18 protein-coding genes are annotated in these 23,547 nt (G+C 37.1%); 12 read left to right on the forward strand and 6 right to left on the reverse strand.

Features of this window, described 5'->3' with window-relative positions; all coding sequences use genetic code 11:
• Window positions 1-352 precede the first annotated feature (352 nt).
• The 3 genes from ACHABU_RS13095 (at window position 353) to ACHABU_RS13105 (ending at window position 6,049) form a co-directional block, all read left to right on the forward strand.
• On the forward strand, window positions 353-3,220 hold the full coding sequence (locus ACHABU_RS13095; protein ID WP_435765347.1) for a 2-oxoglutarate dehydrogenase E1 component: 2,868 nt from the start codon (window positions 353-355) through the stop codon (window positions 3,218-3,220).
• Window positions 3,207-4,472 carry a 2-oxoglutarate dehydrogenase complex dihydrolipoyllysine-residue succinyltransferase gene (gene odhB, locus ACHABU_RS13100; protein ID WP_435765348.1) on the forward strand — a complete coding sequence of 422 codons (1,266 nt, stop codon included), beginning with the start codon at window positions 3,207-3,209 and terminating at the stop codon, window positions 4,470-4,472. The genes ACHABU_RS13095 and odhB overlap by 14 nt, the downstream gene beginning before the upstream one ends.
• A 389-nt stretch (window positions 4,473-4,861) precedes the next feature.
• The gene (locus ACHABU_RS13105) at window positions 4,862-6,049 is read left to right on the forward strand and encodes a NupC/NupG family nucleoside CNT transporter (RefSeq protein WP_435765349.1); all 1,188 of its coding nucleotides are present in this window, start codon (window positions 4,862-4,864) and stop codon (window positions 6,047-6,049) included.
• A gap of 57 nt (window positions 6,050-6,106) precedes the next feature.
• Here the strand turns inward: ACHABU_RS13105 and ACHABU_RS13110 are convergent, their stop codons facing one another.
• Entirely contained in the window at window positions 6,107-7,456 is a 1,350-nt protein-coding gene (locus tag ACHABU_RS13110) for an MATE family efflux transporter (RefSeq protein WP_435765350.1), read from the reverse strand.
• Window positions 7,457-7,615: 159 nt separating this feature from the next.
• On the opposite strand from ACHABU_RS13110, the gene ACHABU_RS13115 reads away from it, so the two are divergent.
• Window positions 7,616-8,686, forward strand: coding sequence for an undecaprenyldiphospho-muramoylpentapeptide beta-N-acetylglucosaminyltransferase (locus ACHABU_RS13115; protein ID WP_435765351.1), 1,071 nt, complete (start codon window positions 7,616-7,618; stop codon window positions 8,684-8,686).
• 55 nt (window positions 8,687-8,741) lie between these two features.
• Here the strand turns inward: ACHABU_RS13115 and ACHABU_RS13120 are convergent, their stop codons facing one another.
• The 4 genes from ACHABU_RS13120 to ACHABU_RS13135 form a co-directional block, all read right to left on the reverse strand.
• A complete protein-coding gene (locus ACHABU_RS13120) occupies window positions 8,742-9,896 on the reverse strand; it encodes a Ger(x)C family spore germination protein (RefSeq protein WP_435765352.1) in 1,155 nt (384 codons plus the stop codon).
• Window positions 9,886-11,007, reverse strand: coding sequence for a GerAB/ArcD/ProY family transporter (locus ACHABU_RS13125; RefSeq protein ID WP_435765353.1), 1,122 nt, complete (start codon window positions 11,005-11,007; stop codon window positions 9,886-9,888). The genes ACHABU_RS13120 and ACHABU_RS13125 overlap by 11 nt, the downstream gene beginning before the upstream one ends.
• Before the next feature lie 8 nt (window positions 11,008-11,015).
• The gene (locus tag ACHABU_RS13130; protein WP_435765354.1) at window positions 11,016-12,518 is read right to left on the reverse strand and encodes a spore germination protein; all 1,503 of its coding nucleotides are present in this window, start codon (window positions 12,516-12,518) and stop codon (window positions 11,016-11,018) included.
• 111 nt (window positions 12,519-12,629) lie between these two features.
• Window positions 12,630-13,181, reverse strand: a complete 552-nt coding sequence (locus tag ACHABU_RS13135; protein ID WP_435765355.1) for a beta-class carbonic anhydrase — start codon at window positions 13,179-13,181, stop codon at window positions 12,630-12,632.
• A 183-nt stretch (window positions 13,182-13,364) separates the two neighbouring features.
• On the opposite strand from ACHABU_RS13135, the gene ACHABU_RS13140 reads away from it, so the two are divergent.
• From ACHABU_RS13140 to ACHABU_RS13170, 7 genes are all read left to right on the forward strand, one after another.
• The gene (locus ACHABU_RS13140; RefSeq protein WP_435765356.1) at window positions 13,365-13,601 is read left to right on the forward strand and encodes a hypothetical protein; all 237 of its coding nucleotides are present in this window, start codon (window positions 13,365-13,367) and stop codon (window positions 13,599-13,601) included.
• Window positions 13,602-14,193: 592 nt separating this feature from the next.
• Window positions 14,194-15,942: an ABC transporter ATP-binding protein gene (locus tag ACHABU_RS13145; RefSeq protein WP_435765357.1), complete on the forward strand. Its 1,749-nt coding sequence runs from the start codon at window positions 14,194-14,196 to the stop codon at window positions 15,940-15,942.
• Window positions 15,942-17,972 carry an ABC transporter ATP-binding protein gene (locus ACHABU_RS13150; RefSeq protein WP_435765358.1) on the forward strand — a complete coding sequence of 677 codons (2,031 nt, stop codon included), beginning with the start codon at window positions 15,942-15,944 and terminating at the stop codon, window positions 17,970-17,972. Before ACHABU_RS13145 ends, ACHABU_RS13150 begins: the two co-directional genes overlap by 1 nt.
• A 26-nt stretch (window positions 17,973-17,998) precedes the next feature.
• Entirely contained in the window at window positions 17,999-18,817 is an 819-nt protein-coding gene (locus tag ACHABU_RS13155; RefSeq protein ID WP_435765359.1) for a S1C family serine protease, read from the forward strand.
• A 654-nt stretch (window positions 18,818-19,471) separates the two neighbouring features.
• A complete protein-coding gene (locus ACHABU_RS13160) occupies window positions 19,472-20,203 on the forward strand; it encodes a PRC-barrel domain-containing protein (protein ID WP_435765360.1) in 732 nt (243 codons plus the stop codon).
• Between the two features lie 331 nt (window positions 20,204-20,534).
• Entirely contained in the window at window positions 20,535-21,263 is a 729-nt protein-coding gene (gene sigI, locus ACHABU_RS13165; protein ID WP_435765464.1) for an RNA polymerase sigma factor SigI, read from the forward strand.
• Complete coding sequence (locus ACHABU_RS13170; protein ID WP_435765361.1) at window positions 21,260-22,414, forward strand: anti-sigma factor domain-containing protein; 1,155 nt, start codon at window positions 21,260-21,262, stop codon at window positions 22,412-22,414. Before sigI ends, ACHABU_RS13170 begins: the two co-directional genes overlap by 4 nt.
• Window positions 22,415-22,456: 42 nt before the next feature.
• Here the strand turns inward: ACHABU_RS13170 and ACHABU_RS13175 are convergent, their stop codons facing one another.
• A complete protein-coding gene (locus ACHABU_RS13175; protein WP_435765362.1) occupies window positions 22,457-22,690 on the reverse strand; it encodes a YhdB family protein in 234 nt (77 codons plus the stop codon).
• A 168-nt stretch (window positions 22,691-22,858) separates the two neighbouring features.
• Between ACHABU_RS13175 and ACHABU_RS13180 the strand changes: the two genes are divergently transcribed.
• Entirely contained in the window at window positions 22,859-23,506 is a 648-nt protein-coding gene (locus ACHABU_RS13180) for a YhcN/YlaJ family sporulation lipoprotein (protein WP_435765363.1), read from the forward strand.
• Window positions 23,507-23,547 lie beyond the last annotated feature (41 nt).

The following is a 23,547-nucleotide window of genomic DNA, read 5'->3' on the forward strand; positions in this document are numbered from 1 at the left end:
TCATAGCCAGAAGTAAAGCATGAAACGATAAATGTTATCATGACGCCGAATAATAGTGCTAATTTCATAAAAACATCCTCCTCAATTTCTATAGAGTAAAGCAATATTCGTTAAGTATACCCCTATTATAACCAAAAAAATAGATTATGTGAACTATCAACAAAAATTTTGTGAATAGGAGTGATTTGTATTGTCTTTTCTGAAATTTTCTAGATTCACGAAATTATTTGTACAAATGTTGTAACAGTGCGAAAAATAAGGTATATTAGTTGAAGAAACAAATAAGGAATTCTATAATAAAATTGAACCGTTTACATAACGGAAAAGTTAACTTCTAATGGGGGTATCAGACGTGGCAGAAAATGGAGAATCTGTAGAAAGATTCTGGGGGCAGTTTCATGGACCAAACATGGGGTATTTAGAACAACAATATGAGTTGTACAAAGAGGATCCAGAAGCTATTGAATCATCTATAAAAGAGATTTTCGATACTTACGGAGCTCCTGCATGGCTGCAGTCATCAAACAGCGCAGACCAGACAGTGACTCAATCAATATCAGAATACGATGTGAAAAAACTTACCTCAGCGATGAAACTTGTTGAGGCTATTCGACGTTATGGTCACACCGAGGCAGATATTTATCCGGTAGGTGGCTATAAAGGAGATATAACAGAATTATTAAATTTAGAAACCTATGATTTAAGTGAGCAAGACTTAGAAAATATTCCGGCGTCCTGGTTGTGGGAGAACTCACCTGGTGATGTGGAAAACGGATTAGAAGTAGTTAATAGATTAAAGAAATATTATACAGGTACGATTACATTTGAGTATGATCATGTTAATAACCATGAAGAACGCAAATGGCTTTTTGATTTAATTGAAGATGGCAAGGCACGTTTGGAATTATCACCTGACCAGCGGAAAGCAGTTCTGCAACGCCTCGTAGATGTGGAAGGGTTTGAAGTATTTTTGCAAAAAACGTTTGTTGGACAAAAGAGATTTTCCATCGAAGGTCTGGAATCCATGATACCAATGATTGATGGCATCGTTAATAATGCTGCTAAAGATAAAATTGAACATGTCATGATGGGGATGGCTCACCGTGGCCGTTTATCGGTGCTTGCCAATGTTTTAGGGAAACCTTATGACAAGATATTTTCTGAATTTAATTATTCCAAAGAAAGAGAGTTAATGCCTTCGGAGGGATCGATCGGAATTAATTATGGCTGGACTGGGGATGTGAAATATCATTTCGGAGCTAAAAAAGAAGTTAATACGGGGGAGGAAATTAAAACACGGATTACATTAGCTCATAATCCATCCCATTTGGAGTTTGTAAATCCAGTTGTGGAAGGATTTGCACGTGCTGCACAGGATAATCGCTCCGATAAAGGTTATCCGAAACGTGATACGAATAAAGCCATTCCTGTATTGATTCATGGGGATGCGGCTTTTATCGGTGAAGGTGTCGTTGCCGAAACGTTGAATCTAAGTGGACTTCCAGGATATAACACTGGTGGAACACTTCATATCATTGCAAATAACTTGTTAGGTTACACAACAGATCGTGAAGATGGGCGTTCAACGCGCTATGCAAGTGATCTAGCTAAAGGCTTTGAGATTCCGGTCATCCGTGTGAATGCGGATGATCCAGTATCTTGTATTTCAGCTATTAAAATAGCATACGAATATCGAAAGAAATTTAACAAAGACTTTCTCATAGATTTGGTAGGGTACCGTCGATATGGTCATAATGAAATGGATGAACCAAGAACAACTCAACCAAAACTATATCATGAGATTGATAACCATCCATCTGTAGCAAATCTCTTTGCTGAAGCACTCGAAAGTAAAGGAGTTATTAAAGCAGGGGAATTTGACAAGATCAAGGAAGCTTTTGATACGAAATTAAGCGATATTTATAACAATATGATTGCAAATGAAATTGGGCAGCCGGAAGCAAAACTGATGCCTAAAGTACTGCTGAATGGATTAGATAAATTTAAAACAGCAGTAGATCTGGATACACTAAAAGCCTTAAACAAGGAATTATTGAACCGTCCAGAAGGATTTAACGGATTCAAAAAGACTGAAAAGATTCTTAAACGTCGTGCGGATGCTTTGGAAGAAGGTAATAAAGCTGATTGGGGTACTGGAGAAGCATTGGCATATGCATCTATTCTAAGAGACGGTATTCCGATTCGTTTGACTGGACAGGATTCTGAAAGAGGCACATTTGCACATCGACATATTGTATTGCATGATACGGAAACGAATGAAAAGTATAGCCCGATGCATGGAATATCAGGTGCCAATGTAACATTTGATATCAGAAACAGTCCGTTATCTGAGACGGGTGTGCTTGGATTTGAATATGGGTACAGTGTCCAGTCACCAAATACATTGGTAATCTGGGAAGCACAATTCGGTGACTTTGCAAACGCTGGACAGGTTATATTCGATCAGTTTATTTCCTCATCAAGAGCAAAATGGGGAGAAAAATCAAATATGGTTATGCTTCTGCCACACGGCTATGAAGGACAGGGGCCAGAACATTCTAGTGCTCGTCTAGAAAGATTCCTGCTAATGGCAGCAGAAAACAACTGGATTATAGCGAATGTGACGTCTTCTGCACAACTTTTCCATTTGCTTCGTAGACAAGCAGCAATGCGTGGTCGTGAAGAAGCCAGACCATTAATTTTAATGACACCGAAAAGTAGTTTAATCCGCCATCAACGCATGGCTTCATCTGCAGAGGAATTCTCTGAAGGGAAATTTCAACCGTTACGGAATCAACCAAATTTGGAAGTTAGTACCGAAAATGTAACACGTCTACTTATCGGAAGTGGTAAAGTTATGGTAGATATTGAGGAAGTTATTGATAATTCAGAGCAGAATTTCGAGTGGCTACGTGCTTTAAGACTGGAGCAAATTTATCCATTTCCTGCGAAATCTCTAAAAGAAGAATTGGAGCAATTGCCTAACTTGAAGGAAATTGTCTGGGTACAAGAAGAACCGAAAAATATGGGAGCCTGGAATTTCGTGGATGATTATTTAAGAGATTTATTACAAGAAGGCCAAAATTTACGTGTGATTAGTCGCCCGAATCGTTCAGCACCAGCTGGAGGTATACCGAGCGTTCATAAAACAGCACAAAATAAAATTATAAATCAGGCATTAAACATATCTGAAGGAGGAAATTCCAGTGCAAGAAATTAAGATTCCAGAACTAGCTGAATCCATCACAGAAGGTACCATCGCCGAGTGGCTCGTGAAAAAAGGCGATAAAGTAGAAAAGGGCGATCCAATCGTGGAATTGGAAACGGATAAAGTAAATGTGGAAGTAAATGCTGAAATTTCCGGTGTTATCACTGAAATTATAAGCTCTGAAGGCGACGATGTGGCAGTAGGCGACACGATTGCAAAAGTGGATGAAAATGGAGAAGCTGGTGGAGATGCATCTCCTGCAGAGGAAGCTCCCAAAGAAGAAAAAGAGGCACCTGCTGCAAAAGAGGAAAAAGCAGAAACACCTAAATCTTCGGAAAAAGACGAGCCTGCAAAGGAAAGCAAAGGTGAAGTTATTGCTTCTCCAGCTGCGAGAAAACGTGCGCGTGAACTAAATATTGATTTAAGCAAAGTTGCTGCACGGGATCCACTTGGAAGAGTCCGCCCAGAAGATGTGGAAGCTGCAGCGAAAGCTGGAAATGAATCAAAACCGTCCAATACGAAAAAGCAGGAAGCACCTAAAGCTGCGAAAACGGATTTTGAAAAACCGGTCGAACGTGTGAAAATGACACGTCGTCGTCAAACAATCGCAAAAAATCTGGTTAATGTCCAACAAGAGACAGCGATGCTGACTACATTCAATGAAGTAGATATGACTGCAGTCATGCAACTTCGTAGTGAACGGAAAGAGAAATTTGTAAAGAAAAATGGTGTGAAACTTGGATTTATGTCGTTCTTCACAAAAGCAGTGGTTGGAGCATTAAAAGAATTCCCATTACTGAATGCGGAAATTCAAGGCAACGAACTCGTTATTAAAAAATTCTATGATATTGGTATTGCCGTATCCACGGACGATGGATTAGTCGTACCGATTGTACGTGATGCAGACCGTAAAGACTTTGCAGGTATTGAACAATCGATTGTTGATATGGGAACAAAAGCACGTGATAACAAACTAGCATTGAGTGATTTACAAGGTGGATCGTTTACAATTACAAATGGTGGTACATTCGGTTCGATGATGTCCACACCAATTTTAAATGCTCCACAAGTTGGTATTCTTGGAATGCATAACATCGTAAAACGTGCGATGGTGATGCCGGACGATTCTATCAAAGTTCGTCCAATGATGTACCTGGCACTTTCTTATGATCACCGTATTGTAGATGGTGCAGAAGCAGTACAATTCCTTGTACGCATCAAGCAAATGCTGGAAGATCCATATGATTTATTGTTGGAAGGTTAATAAACAAAAGCTGAGACGACTGTCCCTTGCTTATGACGGCAGCTTCTAGGAGCCGAAGCTGGATGAAATAAAATAACGAAAAGAATCCCATTGCTGTATGAAGCAATGGGATTCTTTTGATTATAAAAAATGCTGTACTTTTCTGTAATCTGCTTATCTATTAATCACTACCTATACCTATTTAAAAAACCCTCTATTTTACCATTGCAAAATAGCACGCAGTCGAATATTATAGTAAACGTTGGTTAAATTATAGTAGCAGTTCATACATAGTATCGTTTTTTACTTTAAAGATTGGAACCGAAAGATAATAAAAGTCATTTATCTTGTTAATAAAACTGGAATTAGGGAAAAACTAATTTAATACCTTAATTAAAGGAGGCATCACCGTGGATATTCTTCTCGGTATTTTAGCAATCATTATTACATTGGGATTAGCCTATTTAATGTCCAATGATAAGAAACATATTAATTATAAGGGTATAGGAATCATGCTTTTATTTCAATTGCTGATTACTTGGTTCATGTTTTCCACAGAACTAGGTAAGATCATTATCAATGGCATATCTGCAGGATTTAATAAATTAATTGAATTTGGTACGGAGGGTATTATGTTCGTACTAGGTGGATTTGTAGTTGATGAGGGTGGCGTATTCTTCTTCAATGTTTTGCTGCTTATTATCTTTTTTGCGACAATCCTATCCGTACTTACCTATCTGAAAATACTACCGACGATTATTAAGTACTTTGGTGGGCTTATTTCGAAAATTACCGGATTACCTAAAATTGAATCATTTAACGGAGTAAATAGTATCTTTTTTGGTCAATCGGAAGCCTTAATCGCTATTCGATCCCAGTTTCACCATTTAACCGCAAATCGTTTGTATATTGTTAGTGCTTCTGCCATGAGCTCAGTGTCTGCCGCGATTGTTGGTGCATATATCCAAATGCTCCCTGCAGAGTACATCCTGGTAGCACTTCCATTAAATATGTTCAGTGCATTAATGGTTGCTTCCATTATTGCACCTGTGACCGTACCGAAGGAAGAAGATTATGTTGATGTATCTAATGTAACAGAGGATAGAAGTGTTTTTGAAGCAATGGGGAATGGTGCACTTGAGGGTGGTAAAATTGCCTTAATTGTAGCAGCCATGCTCATCGCCTTTATAGCATCTTTGGAGCTTGTCAACTGGATAATTCAAGCTGTATTTGCTGGTGTAACCCTTCAACAGATCTTAGGATATATTCTTGCACCGATTGGAGTTTTAATGGGAATTGCACCAAATGAAGTCATTGAAGCCGGTTCTATAATGGGTACCAAGATTGTTACCAATGAGTTTGTAGCTATGCTCGAATTCCAGCCGTTGCTTGATACAATGTCTGAGAAAACAATTGGTATCGTATCGGTATTCTTAACAAGCTTTGCCAACTTCTCTTCGATCGGAATTATCGCAGGAACAGTGAAAGGTATTGATAGTGAGAAGGCTGGCATCGTTTCTGGATTTGGTATGAAATTATTGGGTGGTGCGATCCTTACTTCCATCTTATCTGCAACGATAGCAGGCTTGTTCCTATAAAAATTAGAATAACGTGTTAAAAAGCTCATCCGCACGTAATGCGGATGAGCTTTTTCCTTATATTTTGGCGTATTTCTTTTGAATATGAATTAACCTCCATAACAATGCTACTGCACCACAGCTAAGACCGACGATAATACCGACCCAATATCCGAATGGTTCAAGGGATGTGTAATTTGCTAATATCCATCCTATTGGGAGCCCGATAACCCAATAGGAAACTAATGCGATAATTAATGTCATGTTTACATCTTTATAACCCCGAAGTGCACCTTGAATCGGCGCTCCAAATGCATCTGCCAATTGATAGAAGATAGCAAAGAAGATAAATTGCTTCGTAAGCTCAATTACTTCTGGATTCGTATTGTATAGGGCTGCAACTGGACCCTTAAAAACGAACAGAATAATTCCGGCGAATATGGCAATAAATACACCGCCACTCATACCAATATATCCGTAGATCCGTGCTTCTTTATAACGGTTAGCTCCAGCTTCAAATCCAATAACTATCGTTAACGCCATCCCAACACTTAATGGGATCATGTATAGAAGTCCGGCAAAGTTTAGAGCAGCCTGATGTGCTGCGATCGTATATGTGTCATAGGCACTCATTAATAAGGTTACAGCAGAAAAGATACTTGTTTCAAAAAAAATCGCGGCCCCAATCGGAACACCAATTTTTAATTGATTTGCCCATAGTCTGAGTGAGGGAAGGTACCAATTGCCAAATATATTATATTTCCGGAAAGGGTGTACTCGAAGCATTACAATAAGAGAAATGATACATACGACCCAATACGTCAGGGCTGTAGCGATACCAGCTCCAATCCCACCAAGAGCTGGAATTCCAAGTTTGCCGAATATAAAGATATAATTAAAAAAGACATTAAGGGGTAAGGATATTAAGATAATGATCATGGAAGCCCGAGTCTGTCCCAATCCGTCCATAAAACAACGGATCGTATTAAAAATAAATAATGGCATAATCCCTGCGCCTATAGAAATAAGATAGTATTTTGCGATATTGCTTACTTCTGGCTCCAAATCCATTAACGAAAGTACCGGATTCAGAACAGAGGCACCTGCTGCAATAATAAGAAAGGAAAAGGCGATTGCCAAGTAAATTCCCTGCTGAACAATTTTGGGAACTTCACCTTTCAATTTAGCACCAAGAAGTTGAGCAATAATCGGAGTAATTGCCAGGACGACCCCATTAATTCCAGTCGATACAGGTATCCAGAGACTGGACCCGATTGCGACACCTGCTAAATCCGATGCTCCTGCACGGCCGGACATCACTGTATCAAAGAATGTCATTAAATTCAGGCTGATTTGTGTAATCAGAATTGGGAATAAAATTATTATAAATAGCTTTATTTTTTCTTTGAGCGTAGATGTTTCGTACATTTAACTCTTCCTTTTTCTGATATTTTCTAATAGGATAGAGAATGTATCCTAATGAGAAATAAGAGAGGATGTTCAAAAGTCCATCCTCCTATTTGAACAGACACATAAAAGTTATTATACTTGGTTATGATGATTTGTGAAAGAAAGGAAGTCCTTTTAATGAAAAATAAACGTATTCTCTTCACTGGTGGCGGAACAGCCGGCCATGTTATTGTCAATTTGGCTCTGATTCCTTTTTATCAGGAACAAGGGTGGGAAATTGATTATATAGGTTCCTATGATGGAATCGAAAGAAAACTAATCGGTCAACTTGAAGGTGTCACTTACCACCCGATAGCCACCGGTAAATTGCGCCGTTATATGTCCAAGGAAAATTTGAAAGATCCATTTAAAGTGATGAAAGGTACGATGCAGGCATATCGGATTATAGGAAAACGTAAGCCGGCCGTCATTTTTTCAAAAGGTGGATTCGTCTCCGTACCAGTTGTTGCGGCTGCGAAACTGCGCGGCGTGCCATCTGTTATTCACGAATCTGACTATACACCAGGGCTTGCAAATAAACTTTCTATCCCATTTACAAAGAAAGTTCTTGCAACATTTCCAGAAACCATGCAATATCTTCCAGAGAAAAAAGCGGAATATGTAGGTGCGGTTGTTCGCGAAGAACTTTTTAAAGGGAGTAAACAAGATGGTCTGAGCTTTGCCGGTTTAACAGGTAAATTGCCTGTACTGCTTATCATGGGTGGGAGTGGCGGCTCTCAAAAGATTAATGAAACAGTCAGGAGAAGTTTACCTGAGCTTTTATCCTCATTACAAATTATACATATTTGCGGACAGGATAAAATCGATCATTCGATAGATGAAGCCGGATATGTGCAGTTTGAATACATTAACGAAGAATTAAAAGATATTTTTGCGGCGACAGACTATGTGTTATCACGTGCAGGTTCGAATGCTATATTTGAATTCCTGGCATTACGTATTCCGATGCTGTTAATTCCGTTATCCAAAAATGCGAGTCGGGGAGACCAAATCATCAATGCGAACTCATTTCAGGAAAAACGTTATGCAAGAGTCCTTGAGGAAGAAAATCTTACCGAACGAACACTGAAAGAAGAACTGTTACAACTAAAAGAATATGCGCCGATCATGGTTGATACAATGAAAGAGTTTAAAAGTGAACAATCACGCAATCGAGTGATTGAAGTTATTAAAAGTGTTAGTAAGTAACAAGAATCATCCCTGGCCTTGATAGCCTGGGATGATTTTTTATACCAACTCAATCTTATTGGATCGTTCCGTAATGCTTGATTTCCACGTTTATATTGAAATCCATTGTCACATCCGGATATTTTTCACGCCATTCTTCCGTAGTAAAATTACCCTCCCTTTTTTTAGAGTGATAAATGGTTCCAAGGCCAAAAGGATCTGTATTGAGTTCTTGTAGTTTAGCGAAAAGGGTGTCATACTGCCTTGTGATTTCTTTTTCAACTTCTTTTTCGAGTAAATTTAAAATCTTCTCATCATCTATCCTTATGTGTTCGGACAGTTCATATAAGTCTGTCTCTATGTCAATATTTGCTTTATAATTCAATTTTTCAAAATCAGTTAGCTTTGCCTTGTTTTTCCCTTTTATAACGGTTAGTCTCAGATGCAGATTTTCTTTATCTTTTAATTCCTCCCTATTTTTCATATACTTTTTAAATGGTTCTAAAGGGATAGTTATATCAAGAGGCGTGTTTTTTGTTGTATCTAGAAATTGTTGAATTAAATAGGCATCTTCTAATGAAACCTCACCAACAAGTTTATCGTCCTTGAATACGGCAAGTCCTGTTAAAGCCGGTTTGTCTTCTACTAAGTCAATAATAGGCAATACCGGATCTTGTCCAATTTCAGTTTCCCTACGTGAGAAGTCATATAAAGAAGAATTGGGAATCACATTTTCCTCAATTTCTTTTTCCAATATACCCTCAATATATTGCCCTACGGTAGAGGTAACTGCATCTTGCCCTTTGGTAAGCAATTCTTTTGCATGTGTATTACTTATTGCTAAGAACATCGTATCTGCAACACGGGAGTCTCGTACCAATGTACTTATATACGGTATAATACCTCTTTGTGCAATTTCTTTACTGTAAATTTCCACACGGATCTGTCCTGGTGTTAAAGCATATCTTGTTTGACGTCCAGCATCATTCAAGGATTGTTTTAAAGTATGACCTTTGCCGTATAAAGTTGTGGTGATTTCCTCGGATTGGGCATCAAATTGAAAGACAATGAGGGAAGTTTCAATTTGATTATCGTCGTCCGCTGCAATATCTATGCCCCGTGTATGTATAATCCCTAAACTCTCTATTTCCCTTGTTTGTAAAATACAAGCTGACAGGAAAATAAGTAGCGTAATAATTATTATAAGAACTATTTTTCTTTTAATGCCCATTACTTACACCCTCTTTATGATTACGCCATCTTTTCTTTAACAATACAATTGGAAGTAGCAGAAATGGATATACAAATACAAGCCAAAAGCCAGCTTGTGAAATAAAATTAGTTACCTTTTGAATTTGAAAATGATGGTCAAGTAAGATACAGGCCAATAACAATAATGCAGATGCAATATATAATGTGACCTTTTGAGGAACTTGAAACAACCGCTTCATTCCATGAGTTACTCCCCACATGAGAAGAACCATATTTGGAGTGACAACCATCATCCATTCTGCTACAACGACAAAATCAAAGCGTTCCACAAAGGAAAAGGTTTGAACTTTAAAGAGGCCTAGCACAGACCATTCTCTTCTTGAAATTTGATCTGCACTGAGAAACCCAATTGCAATGATTGTTGCTATCAGGATAATCCCAGATGTCCATAAAGATCCTAATATTACAGGTAATTTGGCTTTTTCTTTATTCTGTATAAATGGATAGAGCATAAAAAGTATTTCAAACCCTGAGAATGTATACGATGAAGCCTTAGCCCCCTGTAACAATTCGACTAGAGAAGCTTGCATGACGGGCTGAAAGTGCATGATATCTATATCCAATGCTGGTTCAATTAAGAGTAATAAGAGCCATTGTGGAAAGAGAAAAAAGATAAAACACACTCCAATAATTACACGGATACCACCAAGTACCGAATAAATGATTAGAATTAGTAACAATAAGCCCATTGTAAATGTGCTTATTTCAGGGAAAAGAAAAATCTGCACAACTTCTATATAAGTTATTACGACCGATAATAATGCAGATGCAAAATAAACGATATAAACGAAACCGAGTAATTTTCCAAACCATTTCCCAAAAATGTCAACTTGAATCCCGAGTATATCCGCATTCTCGTATTGTTTTAGGATGAAAAGCATAACGAGTAATTCAATGATGATAAAGATGGAAGAAATAATAATCGAAATCCAGGAATCCTGACGAGCTTCGGCAAAGATATAGGTAGGAATTCCTAACATGCCGACACCTAATTGAATCGAAGAAATAATGAAAAATAAATAAAATGCTTTAAATTGTAAGCTTGATTTCATTTTTACATTAATATCCATACTATCTCCTACTCATCGATGTCATTTTTATTTTTTGCTCTTCTTTCTTTGAAACGAATCAAATTCTTCGGTCGGAATGAAGCAAATCTTTTTCCCTGAAAGGATTGAGGTAAGCGAAATAATACTTTATTAAGATCTTCCATACGAAATGGGTAGATGGGTGCCAAATACGGACGTCCCAATGAAGTTACTTTTAATAAATGGATGATTAAAAAGCTAATCCCAAACAGGATCCCAATAATACCAAGCATTCCAGCTAGCAAAATCATAGGAAACCGGAGGATACGAATGGTTGTACCCATTAAATAGCTTGGTGCTGTAAAAGAGGCCAGGGCACTAATAGTGATAAAAATAATCAATATATTACTTGTAATTCCTGCTTGTACGGCAGCTGTTCCAACAACAACACCGCCTACAATACCAATCGTTTGCCCGACCTTTGTTGGCAGCCTTGCACCAGCTTCTCTTAAGAGTTCAATCATCAATTCAAGAAAGATTGCTTCAAATATGGGTGGAAAAGGTACAGAAGCCCTGGATTGTCCTACTGAAACAAGTAATTGAGTTGGTATGGTTTCAAAGTGGTAGGTAACCCCAGCAACATACAGCGGGGTAAGTGTTACCGCTATAATCATCGATATAAACCGAAGTAATCTTAAAAAAGAGCCCGTATTCCAACGCATATATAAGTCTTCTGTTGATTCAAAAAAGCTAAATAAGGTAGATGGAGCAAGGATTGCGTTTGGACTATTCTCCATGAGTACGCCAATTCTTCCTTTTGTTATTGCATATGTTGCGCGATCTGGAAGCTCAGTTGAATAAAATTGTGGGAAAACGGTAAAGGAATCGTCCTCGATATATTGCATTAGTACATTATTATCTTCCAATTCATCGACATGCAGTTCTTGTAATCGTTGCCGCATCGTATTAATGTCGGTTTCATTTGCAATTGATTTAACATAGACTAAACGTACTTCGCGGGGGAATCTTTCACCAACCATGATTTTCTCCATAACGAGATCAGTTGAGCGGATTCGCCAGCGCATAATATTTAGATTTGTAGTTAATGATTCCGTAAAGGCAACTTGAGGGCCAATGACGACCGTTTCTGTTTCGGCTTTTGACAATGCTCTTTTTTGTACATTTAACATAGGGTAGGTAATTGCCGCGTCTTCATTTTCTACATAGATAATTACGTTCCCATTAATTATCTTCTCGAGTATTTCCTCTAATACAGTTGTCTTTTCTCCAGAACTTAAGGGGATATCATTTAAAATCTTCTCTGGGTCCCACGCTTTTTCATTTTCCAATAATGGCTTTAATAATAAAGCTTCGACTTTTTCTGGTGTCACCTGATAGGGGATATAAAATACCGCTATTTTTTTATTTAAATGCTTATAGACAGAGAAGCTCAAATCGGTGTTATTTTCAAATTTACTTGTAAGCATTTCTTCGAGTTGTTCCATATTGATTGGAAAAATAGTTGTATTTTTGTTTTTTCGACTTTTTCTCATAGAAACCCTCCGGCATACCATCTTTCTTCCATTTAGTATGCCGGTAAAAAGAAATATTTATGAATAAAAATAAAAAACTACCAACTCCTTTTAGAGTGGTAGTTCAAATATTTAATGTCTTGTAACAACATCAACTTTTCCTGTATCTGGGTCGATAACCAACCCGTGGACTTTCACTTCTTTTGGAAGTAGTGGGTGGTTTCGAATAATAGATACACTTTGCATGACAGACTCTTCTACAGTATCAAATCCATGAAACTCTTCATCCAGATTAATTCCCCCGTTTGTCAGGTTGTGTATGGTATCTTCAGAAATTCCACGATCAACCATGGTGTTCTTAAGAGCAGCTGTATCAACATTGGACATTCCGCAGTCATGATGTCCAATGACCACCACTTCATCTGCCTTTAATTTTAATACTGCTACAAGAATACTTTTCATTATACTGTCAAAAGGTTTCCGAATAATAGTACCTGCATTTTTAACCATCTTTACATCTCCATTATGGATATTTAATGCTCGATGTAATAATTCGACTAATCGTGATTCCATACAAGTAAATATGACCATTTTTTTATTTGGATACGTATCCGTTGTATATTCCTGGTATTTTTTTTCCGATACAAATTGTTTATTGTATTCAAGCATTTCATCTAAGTGCATTTAATCAACTCCTTTAATCTTTAGTAAAAACTATAGCATTTTTTTAGGATATATGAAACTATATTGAAAAGGAATGACAGAATTTGAGGCTAAGGAACTGTTTTTCGAAATATTCGTAATTATCATTGTTAAGGTGTATTTATTGAGGTAATATGTAAGTATAAACTAAAAAGGGGTGAGGAAATGGGAGATTTTGTTCGAAATTGTCGTTTATGTAAAGAACCTATGAAAAGCAGCCCGTTCATGATGTGCCTAACATGTCTTAAGGACAGCGAACAAGTTCGTAATTATATCCGTAAAAGACCTCATGCAACCCTGGAAGAAATTTCTCTATCGACCAATGTGTCACATGAAAAAGTTGAAAATATGGTGAGTCTTGGCTGTAATAAAAAGGATGAACTTGAACCAGAAATGAATTAGTTAATATATAAACCTAAAATAGAGAGCAGTTCAACCTAAATTGAGCAGTTCTTTTTTTTGGTGTTTTCTAAAAAATTATTGTTATTTCGCAAAATGTACAAACTCCGAACTAGGATAAGTTACTTCGGCGACCGCTCTGGGAAATATACTTCGCTTTCCACGGACGGCGGGAAAAGCAGTTACGTCGCATTTTATCTCGATTCTGCAATGGTTTAAAAGCAAATCATTATGAAAATAGCTTTTTATGGCTAGTTAAATTTCAAAAATACAGGAGAACTAAAAAAAGCTATTGACTAATAATATTCTTAATACTATAATTATTGGGAATTAAAATATATGGAAGGAGGTCACTACGATGGAAAGAGTTATCATTCATAATCCGTATAATTGCATAGTAGTACCCGTGACCTCTGTGATGAATGAGTTTAGTGTTTACATAACTACTTGATCATTTAAAGGTCATATCTGTGACCTTTTGAAATATGAGGGTGAAATTTGCCCTATTGTATGCATACGTCATAGACGTATGCATTTTTTGTGTAAGTAGACACTTAACTTTTTGGCTTAAAAAGAAAGAATAGAAGGTGAAAAAATGTTTCAGGTATTTAAAAAATTGGATTGGTTCTTTAAGCATTACTGGAAAAGGTATTCATTTGCAATAGTCTCATTGATTCTCGCGAGTGCAATTGGACTTATTCCACCTAAACTTGTTGGTATAACGATAGATCATATACAGTTCGAGACATTGACGATGCAGCTATTAACAGCGCTGATTATTGGCTATCTCGTACTAACAATTGTTCATTATGCGATTTCGTTTTTATGGGATTACACCCTGTTTGGAGGGGCAGTTATTCTTGAAAGGTGGATGCGAAGCCGATTGATCTCACATTTTCTTAAGATGACCCCAACTTTTTATGGGAAGTATCGTACGGGTGATTTAATGGCAAGATCCACTAATGACTTAAAAGCGATAAGTCAGACTGCTGGATTTGGAGTTCTTACCCTTGTGGACTCAAGTATTTTTATGTTGATGATAGTGGCGGTTATGGGATTCACAATCAGTTGGGAGTTAACCCTTGCTTCTCTCATTCCATTGCCAATCATGGCTGTTGTTATGAATAAATATGGTTCGGCAATCCATTCGAGATTCACAGAAGCACAGGCGGCATTTGGAAATTTGAATAACGAGGTATTGGAGTCAATCAGAGGAGTGCGCGTTATCCGGGCATTTGTTCAGGAAAAACAGGATACTGGTAGGTTTCAGTTAATGACCGAAAATGTATATAAGAAAAATATCGAGGTAGCAAAAATCGATGCATTGTTCGAGCCAACCATGAAAATTCTTGTTGGATTGTCTTATACGATTGGTTTAGGTTATGGTGCCTTACTCGTATTTGAAAGTGTAATGACACTTGGGGACCTTGTAACATTTAATGTCTATCTTGGGATGCTCATATGGCCAATGTTTGCAATTGGAGAGCTAATCAATATCATGCAGCGTGGTAATGCATCATTGGATCGAGTAAATGAGACGATGTCCTATGAAGCCGATGTACAAAATCCATCTAATCCGAAATTGGTTCGAACTGTCGATTCCATTCATTTTAACCATGTATCCTTTTCCTATCCTTCAGTGGAAAGAAATCAATTAGAAAACATATCTATAAATGTTTTAAAGGGTCAAACCATTGGTGTGGTAGGAAAAACAGGTGCAGGCAAAACAACGCTCTTTAAATTAATGCTCAGACAGTTTCCTGGTGTGGAAGGTACAATTAACGTGTCGGATACAGACATCAATGATATTAGCTTAGATTTGATGAGAAGTTGGATTGGCTATGTACCGCAAGATCAAATGATGTTTTCCAAAACAATAAGAGAAAATATTCAATTTGGGAAATCGAAAGCAACAGATGAGGAAATATTCCGGGCCATGGACCTTGCCTATTTTCTTGATGATATGAAACAACTTCCGAATGGATTAGATACACAAGTTGGTGAGAGTGGAATTACTTTATCTGGTGGTCAGAAACAACGTGTTGCCTTGGCACGAGCATTTATTAAAAATCCTGAAATACTCATACTGGATGATTCGATGTCAGCTGTAGATGGAAAGACGGAAGCAAAAATTATTGAACATTTACGAAAAGAAAGACGTAATAAAACGACCTTTATTGCAGCACATCGGATGTCAGCAGTAACCCATGCGGATCATATTATTGTACTCGAGGACGGTAAGATTGTCGAAGAAGGGACACATGAACAATTAGTGCAGCGGGATGGCTGGTATAAAGAACAGTATCAGCAGCAACAGCTTGAGGATGGGGAGGTGGCACTGTAATGAAGCCATCAACGGAAAAGAGATTATTCCAATATGCACTAAAATACAAGAAAGGGATATTAATCGGTTTATTTTGTTTAATGATTGCTGTTGCATTGGAACTTTCAGGACCATTAATCGCAAAAACAGTTATCGATAAACATATTCTTGGAATAGAAGGATACTGGCACGAAATTGCGGATAATGACGATAATCAAACGGTTGAATATAATAGTCGTTACTATAAACGAAATGATCGTCTATCCGGTTTAGATGATCTGATAGGTGATCAAGCAACGTTATTCCAAATTGGCACAACCTACTATTTTATAAATGAGGAAGTACCACTGGAAGGGGAACGTTCTCTTGAGGGAAATCAAATTCGTATTACAACATCTGATCAGATTTATAGCTATGATGCTGAGAGTCTATCACTAACCGAAATATATCCTTTCTTTCAACCGGAACAGAGACCTATTATGATGCTGTTGATATTATATATGGTACTTCTCGTTGTTGCAGGGGTGTTTCAATTCTTTAAGACATTTTTACTGCAGAAATCAGCTAATCAGATAGTTAAGAAGATGCGTAATGATTTATTTGATCATACACAGCGTATCCCAATCAATTATTTTGTGGATCAGCCTGCAGGTTCGATTGTGGCGAGAATTACAAATGATACGGAAGCTATTCGGGATTTATATGAGCGGGTATTATCTATTATTGTTACAAGCGTTGTCTACATGGGTGGTATTTTTGTAGCCTTGTTTATATTGGATGCACAGCTTGCAGCAATGTGTTTATTATTAATTCCATTATTATTTGGGTGGATGAAAGCCTATAAGTATTTTGGTACAAAATATAATAAAGTAATCCGTGCAACAATCAGTCAAATAAATGGGAATATTAACGAAGCCATTCAGGGAATGCCAGTCATACAAGCATTCAATCGTGAAAACAAAACAAAAGAGGAATTTGAAGTATTAAATGAGCGTAATTATACGTATCAGAAAAAGCTGATTAAATTAAGTGCACTGACATCGTATAATTTGGTAACTGTTATTAGAAACCTGACATTCGTTGGGTTTATCTGGTATTTCGGTTCCTCCTCCATTGGAATGACAAGTGTTATTTCAATCGGAATGCTTTATGCATTTGTTGATTATATTACAAGGCTTTTTGAACCAGTTACAGACATTGTGAACCAGCTTCCATTGCTTGAACAGGCACGTGTTGCAGGGGCTCGAGTATTTGAATTACTGGATCGTAATGGGGAACATGTCCATAATGAGAAAGTGGATAAATATCATGGAAAAATCGTATTTGAACATGTATCTTTTGCCTATAATAATGAAGATTACGTACTGAAAGACATTTCATTTCAGATAAATGAAGGCCAGACCGCTGCATTTGTAGGTCATACGGGTTCTGGGAAAAGTTCCATTATGAATTTATTGTTTCGATTTTATGACGCCGGGAAGGGAGTTATAACAATCGATGGTCACAATACAAGAGAATGGTCCAGACAACAAGTGCGAAGTCATATGGGAATCGTACTACAGGATCCATTTTTATTTTCAGGGACAATCATCTCCAACGTAACCATGAATGATCCGAAAATAACGAAAAAAGCTGCGATAAGCGCATTAAAAGCGGTTGGAGCAGATCGTTTTATTGATAAACTGCCGAATTCCTATGAGGAAGCTGTAACGGAAGGTGGTACAACATTCTCGCTTGGGGAGCGTCAGCTTATTTCCTTTGCACGTGCATTGGCATTCGACCCAGCGATTCTGATTTTGGATGAAGCAACGGCGAATATTGATACGGAAACGGAAAATATTATTCAAAAAGCGTTGGAAGTCCTGAAAGAAGGCCGAACGACACTTGTCATTGCACACCGTCTATCAACTATCCAACAGGCTGATATGATATTTGTTCTTGATCATGGCACTATCAAAGAACAAGGAAATCATGATAAACTCATAAAAGAGAGAGGTTTATATTATCAGATGTATCAGATGCAAAAGGGCGAAGTGAAAGCTGTTGTCTAAACATTATTCAGTGCGTGGGGTGACATATGGATTCCAAAGATAACAAACCAGAAGACATAATAGATGAAGATTTATATGAAGAATTTGATGACGAGGAATTATATGAGCTTGTTCAGAAAGAACGTAAAAAAGCATTGGAACGAGCTAAATTGAATGAAGAATCTGCACCAAAACGTCCATTTCCCAAATGGGCGTTTTGGCTAATTGCCTGTGCATTAGCTTTTAATGTATTTGCTCTGTTACCCCAGACATTTTCTATTCCAGCAATTGATTTTCTGATTACTTCTGCAAAATTATCAACGGATGAAGATATTCAAAGGTATAAAAAGGCAGTAGTAGTTGTTGAAACGGATGATAGTAAGGGAACAGGTTTTTCTATAACAGAGGATGGGACTATTCTGACGAACCATCATGTAGTTGAAGGAGAAGAAAGTGTGACAGTCGCATTTCCTGATGAAGGTCTATTTAATGCAGATGTAGTTGAAACCTATCCTAATATCGATTTGGCTGTACTTCAAATAGGTGAAGAGAATCTGCCATATTTAACATTGGCAGATAAAACGGTATTTGATGAGAATGAGCCAATCCATTTTATAGGAAACCCACTACGATTCAATGGTATTGCAAACGAAGGAAACATTATAGGTTATACCCAGTTATCAAACTGGGATAAAGAAGTATTGATGATAAAGGCACCTGTCTATAGAGGAAATAGCGGCAGCCCGATTATTAATGAGGACGGAGAAGTACTTGGCATCATATTCGCAACGATGGATCATGATCATTATGGCAAAGTAGGGCTGTTTATACCAATCGATCATTATTACTCAACTTTTGCAGAATGAAATGAATAAATTAGCCTTGGTAGAATGAGGAGGGTTCGTGATACTGCTCAAGTTGACTTTGGATTTTCTATAAACTGCGAAGTAACTGCTTTTCCTCCCGTCCGGGATCGCTCTGGGCGGATGCTTTCCGCGGGCACGGCCTCAGCCCTGAAGAGAAAACCACTCTTCTGGTCTTCGGACACGTGCTGTTCCCGCAGGAGTCACCGCCCGCCGCTCACCCGGACTGGTGAAGCTGTATGTTGCTATTTTAGCCATTCAAGTGTAATTATTAGCAACCTTCTAGCCAGCTCTGGGAAATACACGGAGACTCCTACGGGAAGAGAGGCATAGGTGAGACACTGAAATGCGTCAGCATGAAGGGGCTCACCAGCCGCCCGTGGAAAGCGCAGTGTATTTCCCAGAGCGATCGCCGAAGTTACTTGCCCTAGTTCACATTTTATCTCAACTGCGATGCTTAAAAATCAACAGACATTACGTATATAGCCTTAATTACCAAATTTAGTAAGAATTCTACGTTTTACCCAGTTACCTATTTGAACCTATTTTACTGCTGCGAAAGTTAAGTTATTATAAATACAACTAAATAAGATTATTGGTTTAACGTCTCTACTAAAGGGTATACAGTAAATAAATCCTTTTATGGAGGCGTTTTATATGTACTATTATACATCGCAAATTAAAAACTTCAGTATACATGCAACAGATGGCGAAATGGGAAAAATTAAAGATTTATATTTTAACGATGAAAACTGGAACATTCGATACGCTATTGTGGATACAAGAAAGTGGCTTCCGGGAAGAAAAGTTTTATTACCACCAAATACATTTGTAAGTGTGAATAATAATGATGAATATGTTGATGTGGAATATGATAAAGATACGATACGCAACAGTCCACCTGTACCGGAAAATGAAGATCTTTCATCCGAACAGGAAAATAACTTGGTTGACTATTATGGTTGGAATTCGTTTCGGGATAATGCTTTATTGGGAACAGAACGTACACCTTTAGGTACATTTGAACAGAGCAGTCGTCTTAAGGAAAAAGTACCGGAAGAACCTCATCTCCAGCAGGAGCAGCATCAAAGCTCGAATGAAAAAAATCTGCGAAGTGAAGATGAGACGATTGGTTTCAAAGTTCATGCAAAGGATGGAAAAATTGGGAAGATCGTGGATATGATTTATGATTCTGAACAGTGGGAGATTAAATATATTGTAGTAAATAGCAATGAAAACCTTTTAGACGACGAATTATTTATTTATCGAGTTGAACAAATAACGACGGTGGATTGGTTCGAAAAAGATTTATATATCAATGATTCAGTGAAAGGAATTTCAAGTAGCAAGCCCTTTACGAATAAAAAAGATATCATAGCAACGCTTTAACATCCAGAAATGTCTACCTCTGTAAAAGGAAAGGTAGGCATTTTTAATGTGCAATTATACATAATGGTCATGGGATCTTAAACGAAATGTAATCTAATTGAGATAGCAAAGGGTTAATCATTAGGTTAACATTAGTTATACTAAAAAAATAGATGAATTTTGTCGATTAATATATTAAGAAACAAAATAATAAATGAAAATGGTGGGAACATCATATGACAGATATAAATAATATTATAAAAATGAAATATAAATTTAATATCTTTGTAACAACACCCGGAAAAGGGAATAAATATACGAAATCTATAGTGCCTGGGAGGTCTTCGGATTGATGATAAGCAACCAGGTAAAAGACAAACCTCTTGAGGAAATGGTTGCAACCACTCAGCAGGGGAACAAAACCATGCAAAACTATTTGTTACGTACCTACCAGCCATTTATCGCCAAAAGTGTTTCGGAAGTCTGCAAGCGATATATCGATCCGAAGAGAGACGATGAATTTAGTATTGGTTTATCCGCATTCAATGAAGCAATTTTTTCTTATTCTCCTGACAGAGGAAGTTCATTTTTATCGTTTGCCAAACTTGTAATTAAGCGGAAAGTAATCGATTATATCAGATACAATCAGAAAAGACCTACTCCATTATCATTGGATGAATCTTTTGATGCAGAACAAATGGAAAATCCAATGGAATTACTTGCCGTAAAAGAAAAGTATAATCAAGAGCAGGACACCATCCACCGTAGAGAAGAAATAATGGACTTCAAAGAAAAGCTTCAAGAATATAGATTAACACTGATTGACCTTACCGAGGCGTCACCGAAACATAAAGATGCACGAGATTCAGCTGTGAAAACAGCAAGGATCCTTTTTGATGATGAACAATTAAGGGAGTTTGTCCAGATTAAGAAAAAGCTTCCAATTAAAGACTTATTAAAAAAAGTTGATGTTAGTAAGAAAACGCTGGAGCGAAATCGCAAATTTATTATAGCGATTTTTATCGTACTCAGTGAAGACTATATTTATCTTAAGGATTATCTTAAGGGAGTGGGGCAATGAAAAAAGGAATTGTGCTGGAACGCCATCGCGACTACACGATTATAATGACCAAAGACGGTTCCTTTGAAAAAGCTTTGTTAGTTGAAGGAAACGCTGATGTAGGAGAAGAAGTTTCCTATAATCCGTTAAAGTCAGAGAAAAAAAGGACGCTGTTATTTTCCTGGGAAAAAATGAATATTCCAGTTAAAACACTGTCCATGGCATGTATTATCCTTCTATTCGTATTGCCTTTTTATTTTTTGAGTGGCCAAAAAGAAACGTACGCCTATGTTACCGTGGATATTAACCCAAGTATTGAAATGGAAGTAGATAAAGATTTTTATGTACAACATATTCGTGCATTAAATGATGATGCTTCAACGATTTTAAAAGACCTAATTGATTTTAAAAATCAGGATGTTGAAACGATAATTGATCAAATTATTAATAAGAGTGAACATAACGGAATGGTTAATGAGGAGAAGAATATGATTGTCGGAATCAGCTATGTTGACGATGGTTCAGATAGAGATGTTTCGACGGTACCTGTGAACCTGCAATCTTACTTTTCAAACATATCCGGATGGACAATTGCCACCCTTGTTGTACCGAAAGATATTAGAGAACAAGCAAAGAATAAAGAGACTTCAATGAATGAAGTGATGGCTTTGGAAATAATCGGAGAAGATTCATCAGATTCAGTGAAAGAAGATAGCTTTGATCCTAATGATAAAGCAATTATTAATTCCTTTTACAATGCGGATACGGATGAGGATCAGAGTAACTCTTCTCAGTTGAAAGAAGATGAATTAATTAGTACTCCTGTTACAGATAAAGCGGATATAGAAAAAAGTTCTGATACGAATTCAGATGAAAAGCAACCGGAACAAAAAGAAAGTAATAAGGAAGCGACTCCCCCCCACCCAAGTGAATTAAAAAGTGAAAATGGGGCTGTTAATTCCAATTCGAACGGTTCAGTGAAAAAAGAGCAAAACGAAGGTAAGCTAGGAAAGAATGACAGTAAAGACAAAGATAATGAGAAAAGAAATAAAAATAATCATGGTAAAGATATAGATAAAGATAACGGCAATAATAAAGAAAAAAGTCCAAATAAAGAGAAACAAAAAGGTAATAATAAAGAAAATAATAACAAAGTTAATAATAATAATTAATGGAAAAGCACTTTAAAGTGCTTTTCCATTTTTAAATGCATTCTACATTTCCACAATTACAGGTGGATTGTATTTCATCGCATGGTCCAGATAATAAAGAAGTGTATCATGTGAATCGACTACTTTTGTTTGATCCAATGAGTAATGATAGGCATTCAGGAACTGTTCGATTTTTTTGGATAGTATATCATCGTTTGTCCGAACCATTAATACCAGCAAGTCATCCCATTGTCCCCATAACGTGTAATAAAGAGCTTTGTCGTAGTCCGGAATCATTGTTACCCCTCCTTGATTGTCAAGGGTTACTAGTTATGTTTTCCCGCTTTCTATATATAATGTTCGTAACATTTATGGTGTGAATACCATAATAAGGATTTATTCAGAACGAATAGTAATAAACCTCCGTCGCATACTAAAATCAAACATGTAAGGAGGAATAAAAAAATGAAATACAAATTAATGAGCATTTTTGCAGTACTTTTTCTGACGATGGTTGCATGTCAGAACGCCGATAATAATGGTCAAGATACAGGAACTAATGGAAATGACACTGCAGAACAAACCAGATATAACAACAACCCAAATAACAATACTGGAGATGGACTGACAGGTGTACGTAACAATACAATGGATCGTAATGCTGATCGTTACCAGCGTGATACAGCTCAAAACATTAACAATGACAATAATCAATATGATGTATCAGAAGAAGCAGCAGAACGTATAACGGATGAAGTAAAGGAAATTGACAGGGTGCAAGTTCTTACAACGGACAATAATGCATACGTAGCAGCAAGCTTTGACAATGATGAGCGTCAAAATAGAAATCAAAATCAAGGTGAAAATCAAAATAACCAAGGGAACAACAATCGAGATAATGGAGAAGAAATAACGGATGAAGTGAAAGAAAAAATTGGGGACATCGTAAGATCGGTAGACAACAGTATTGAAAATGTATACGTTTCAACCAACCCTGATTTTGTTGACTTAACAAATAATTATGTGGACGATATGGATAATGGAGAGCCAATTGAAGGGTTCTTTGATCAAATGGGAAATATGATTGAACGTATTTTCCCGCAAAATAATTAATCATAAAAAGTAAAAAAACGGGTGCACAAGCACTCGTTTTT

The organism is Oceanobacillus sp. CF4.6, assembly GCF_051262635.1.
Taxonomy (GTDB): domain Bacteria; phylum Bacillota; class Bacilli; order Bacillales; family Amphibacillaceae; genus Oceanobacillus.

Bases quoted from the DNA above. Each gene is read 5' to 3' on its own strand.
- ACHABU_RS13160 (WP_435765360.1), top strand. From the start codon at position 19,472: ATGTACTATTATACATCGCAAATTAAAAACTTCAGTATACATGCAACA.
- ACHABU_RS13140 (WP_435765356.1), top strand. From the start codon at position 13,365: ATGGGAGATTTTGTTCGAAATTGTCGTTTATGTAAAGAACCTATGAAA.
- ACHABU_RS13115 (WP_435765351.1), top strand. From the start codon at position 7,616: ATGAAAAATAAACGTATTCTCTTCACTGGTGGCGGAACAGCCGGCCAT.
- ACHABU_RS13150 (WP_435765358.1), top strand. From the start codon at position 15,942: ATGAAGCCATCAACGGAAAAGAGATTATTCCAATATGCACTAAAATAC.
- ACHABU_RS13130 (WP_435765354.1), bottom strand. From the start codon at position 12,518: ATGAGAAAAAGTCGAAAAAACAAAAATACAACTATTTTTCCAATCAAT.
- sigI (WP_435765464.1), top strand. From the start codon at position 20,535: ATGATAAGCAACCAGGTAAAAGACAAACCTCTTGAGGAAATGGTTGCA.
- ACHABU_RS13175 (WP_435765362.1), bottom strand. From the start codon at position 22,690: ATGATTCCGGACTACGACAAAGCTCTTTATTACACGTTATGGGGACAA.
- ACHABU_RS13155 (WP_435765359.1), top strand. From the start codon at position 17,999: ATGGATTCCAAAGATAACAAACCAGAAGACATAATAGATGAAGATTTA.
- ACHABU_RS13180 (WP_435765363.1), top strand. From the start codon at position 22,859: ATGAAATACAAATTAATGAGCATTTTTGCAGTACTTTTTCTGACGATG.
- ACHABU_RS13145 (WP_435765357.1), top strand. From the start codon at position 14,194: ATGTTTCAGGTATTTAAAAAATTGGATTGGTTCTTTAAGCATTACTGG.
- ACHABU_RS13120 (WP_435765352.1), bottom strand. From the start codon at position 9,896: ATGGGCATTAAAAGAAAAATAGTTCTTATAATAATTATTACGCTACTT.
- ACHABU_RS13110 (WP_435765350.1), bottom strand. From the start codon at position 7,456: ATGTACGAAACATCTACGCTCAAAGAAAAAATAAAGCTATTTATAATA.
- ACHABU_RS13125 (WP_435765353.1), bottom strand. From the start codon at position 11,007: ATGGATATTAATGTAAAAATGAAATCAAGCTTACAATTTAAAGCATTT.
- ACHABU_RS13135 (WP_435765355.1), bottom strand. From the start codon at position 13,181: ATGCACTTAGATGAAATGCTTGAATACAATAAACAATTTGTATCGGAA.
- ACHABU_RS13170 (WP_435765361.1), top strand. From the start codon at position 21,260: ATGAAAAAAGGAATTGTGCTGGAACGCCATCGCGACTACACGATTATA.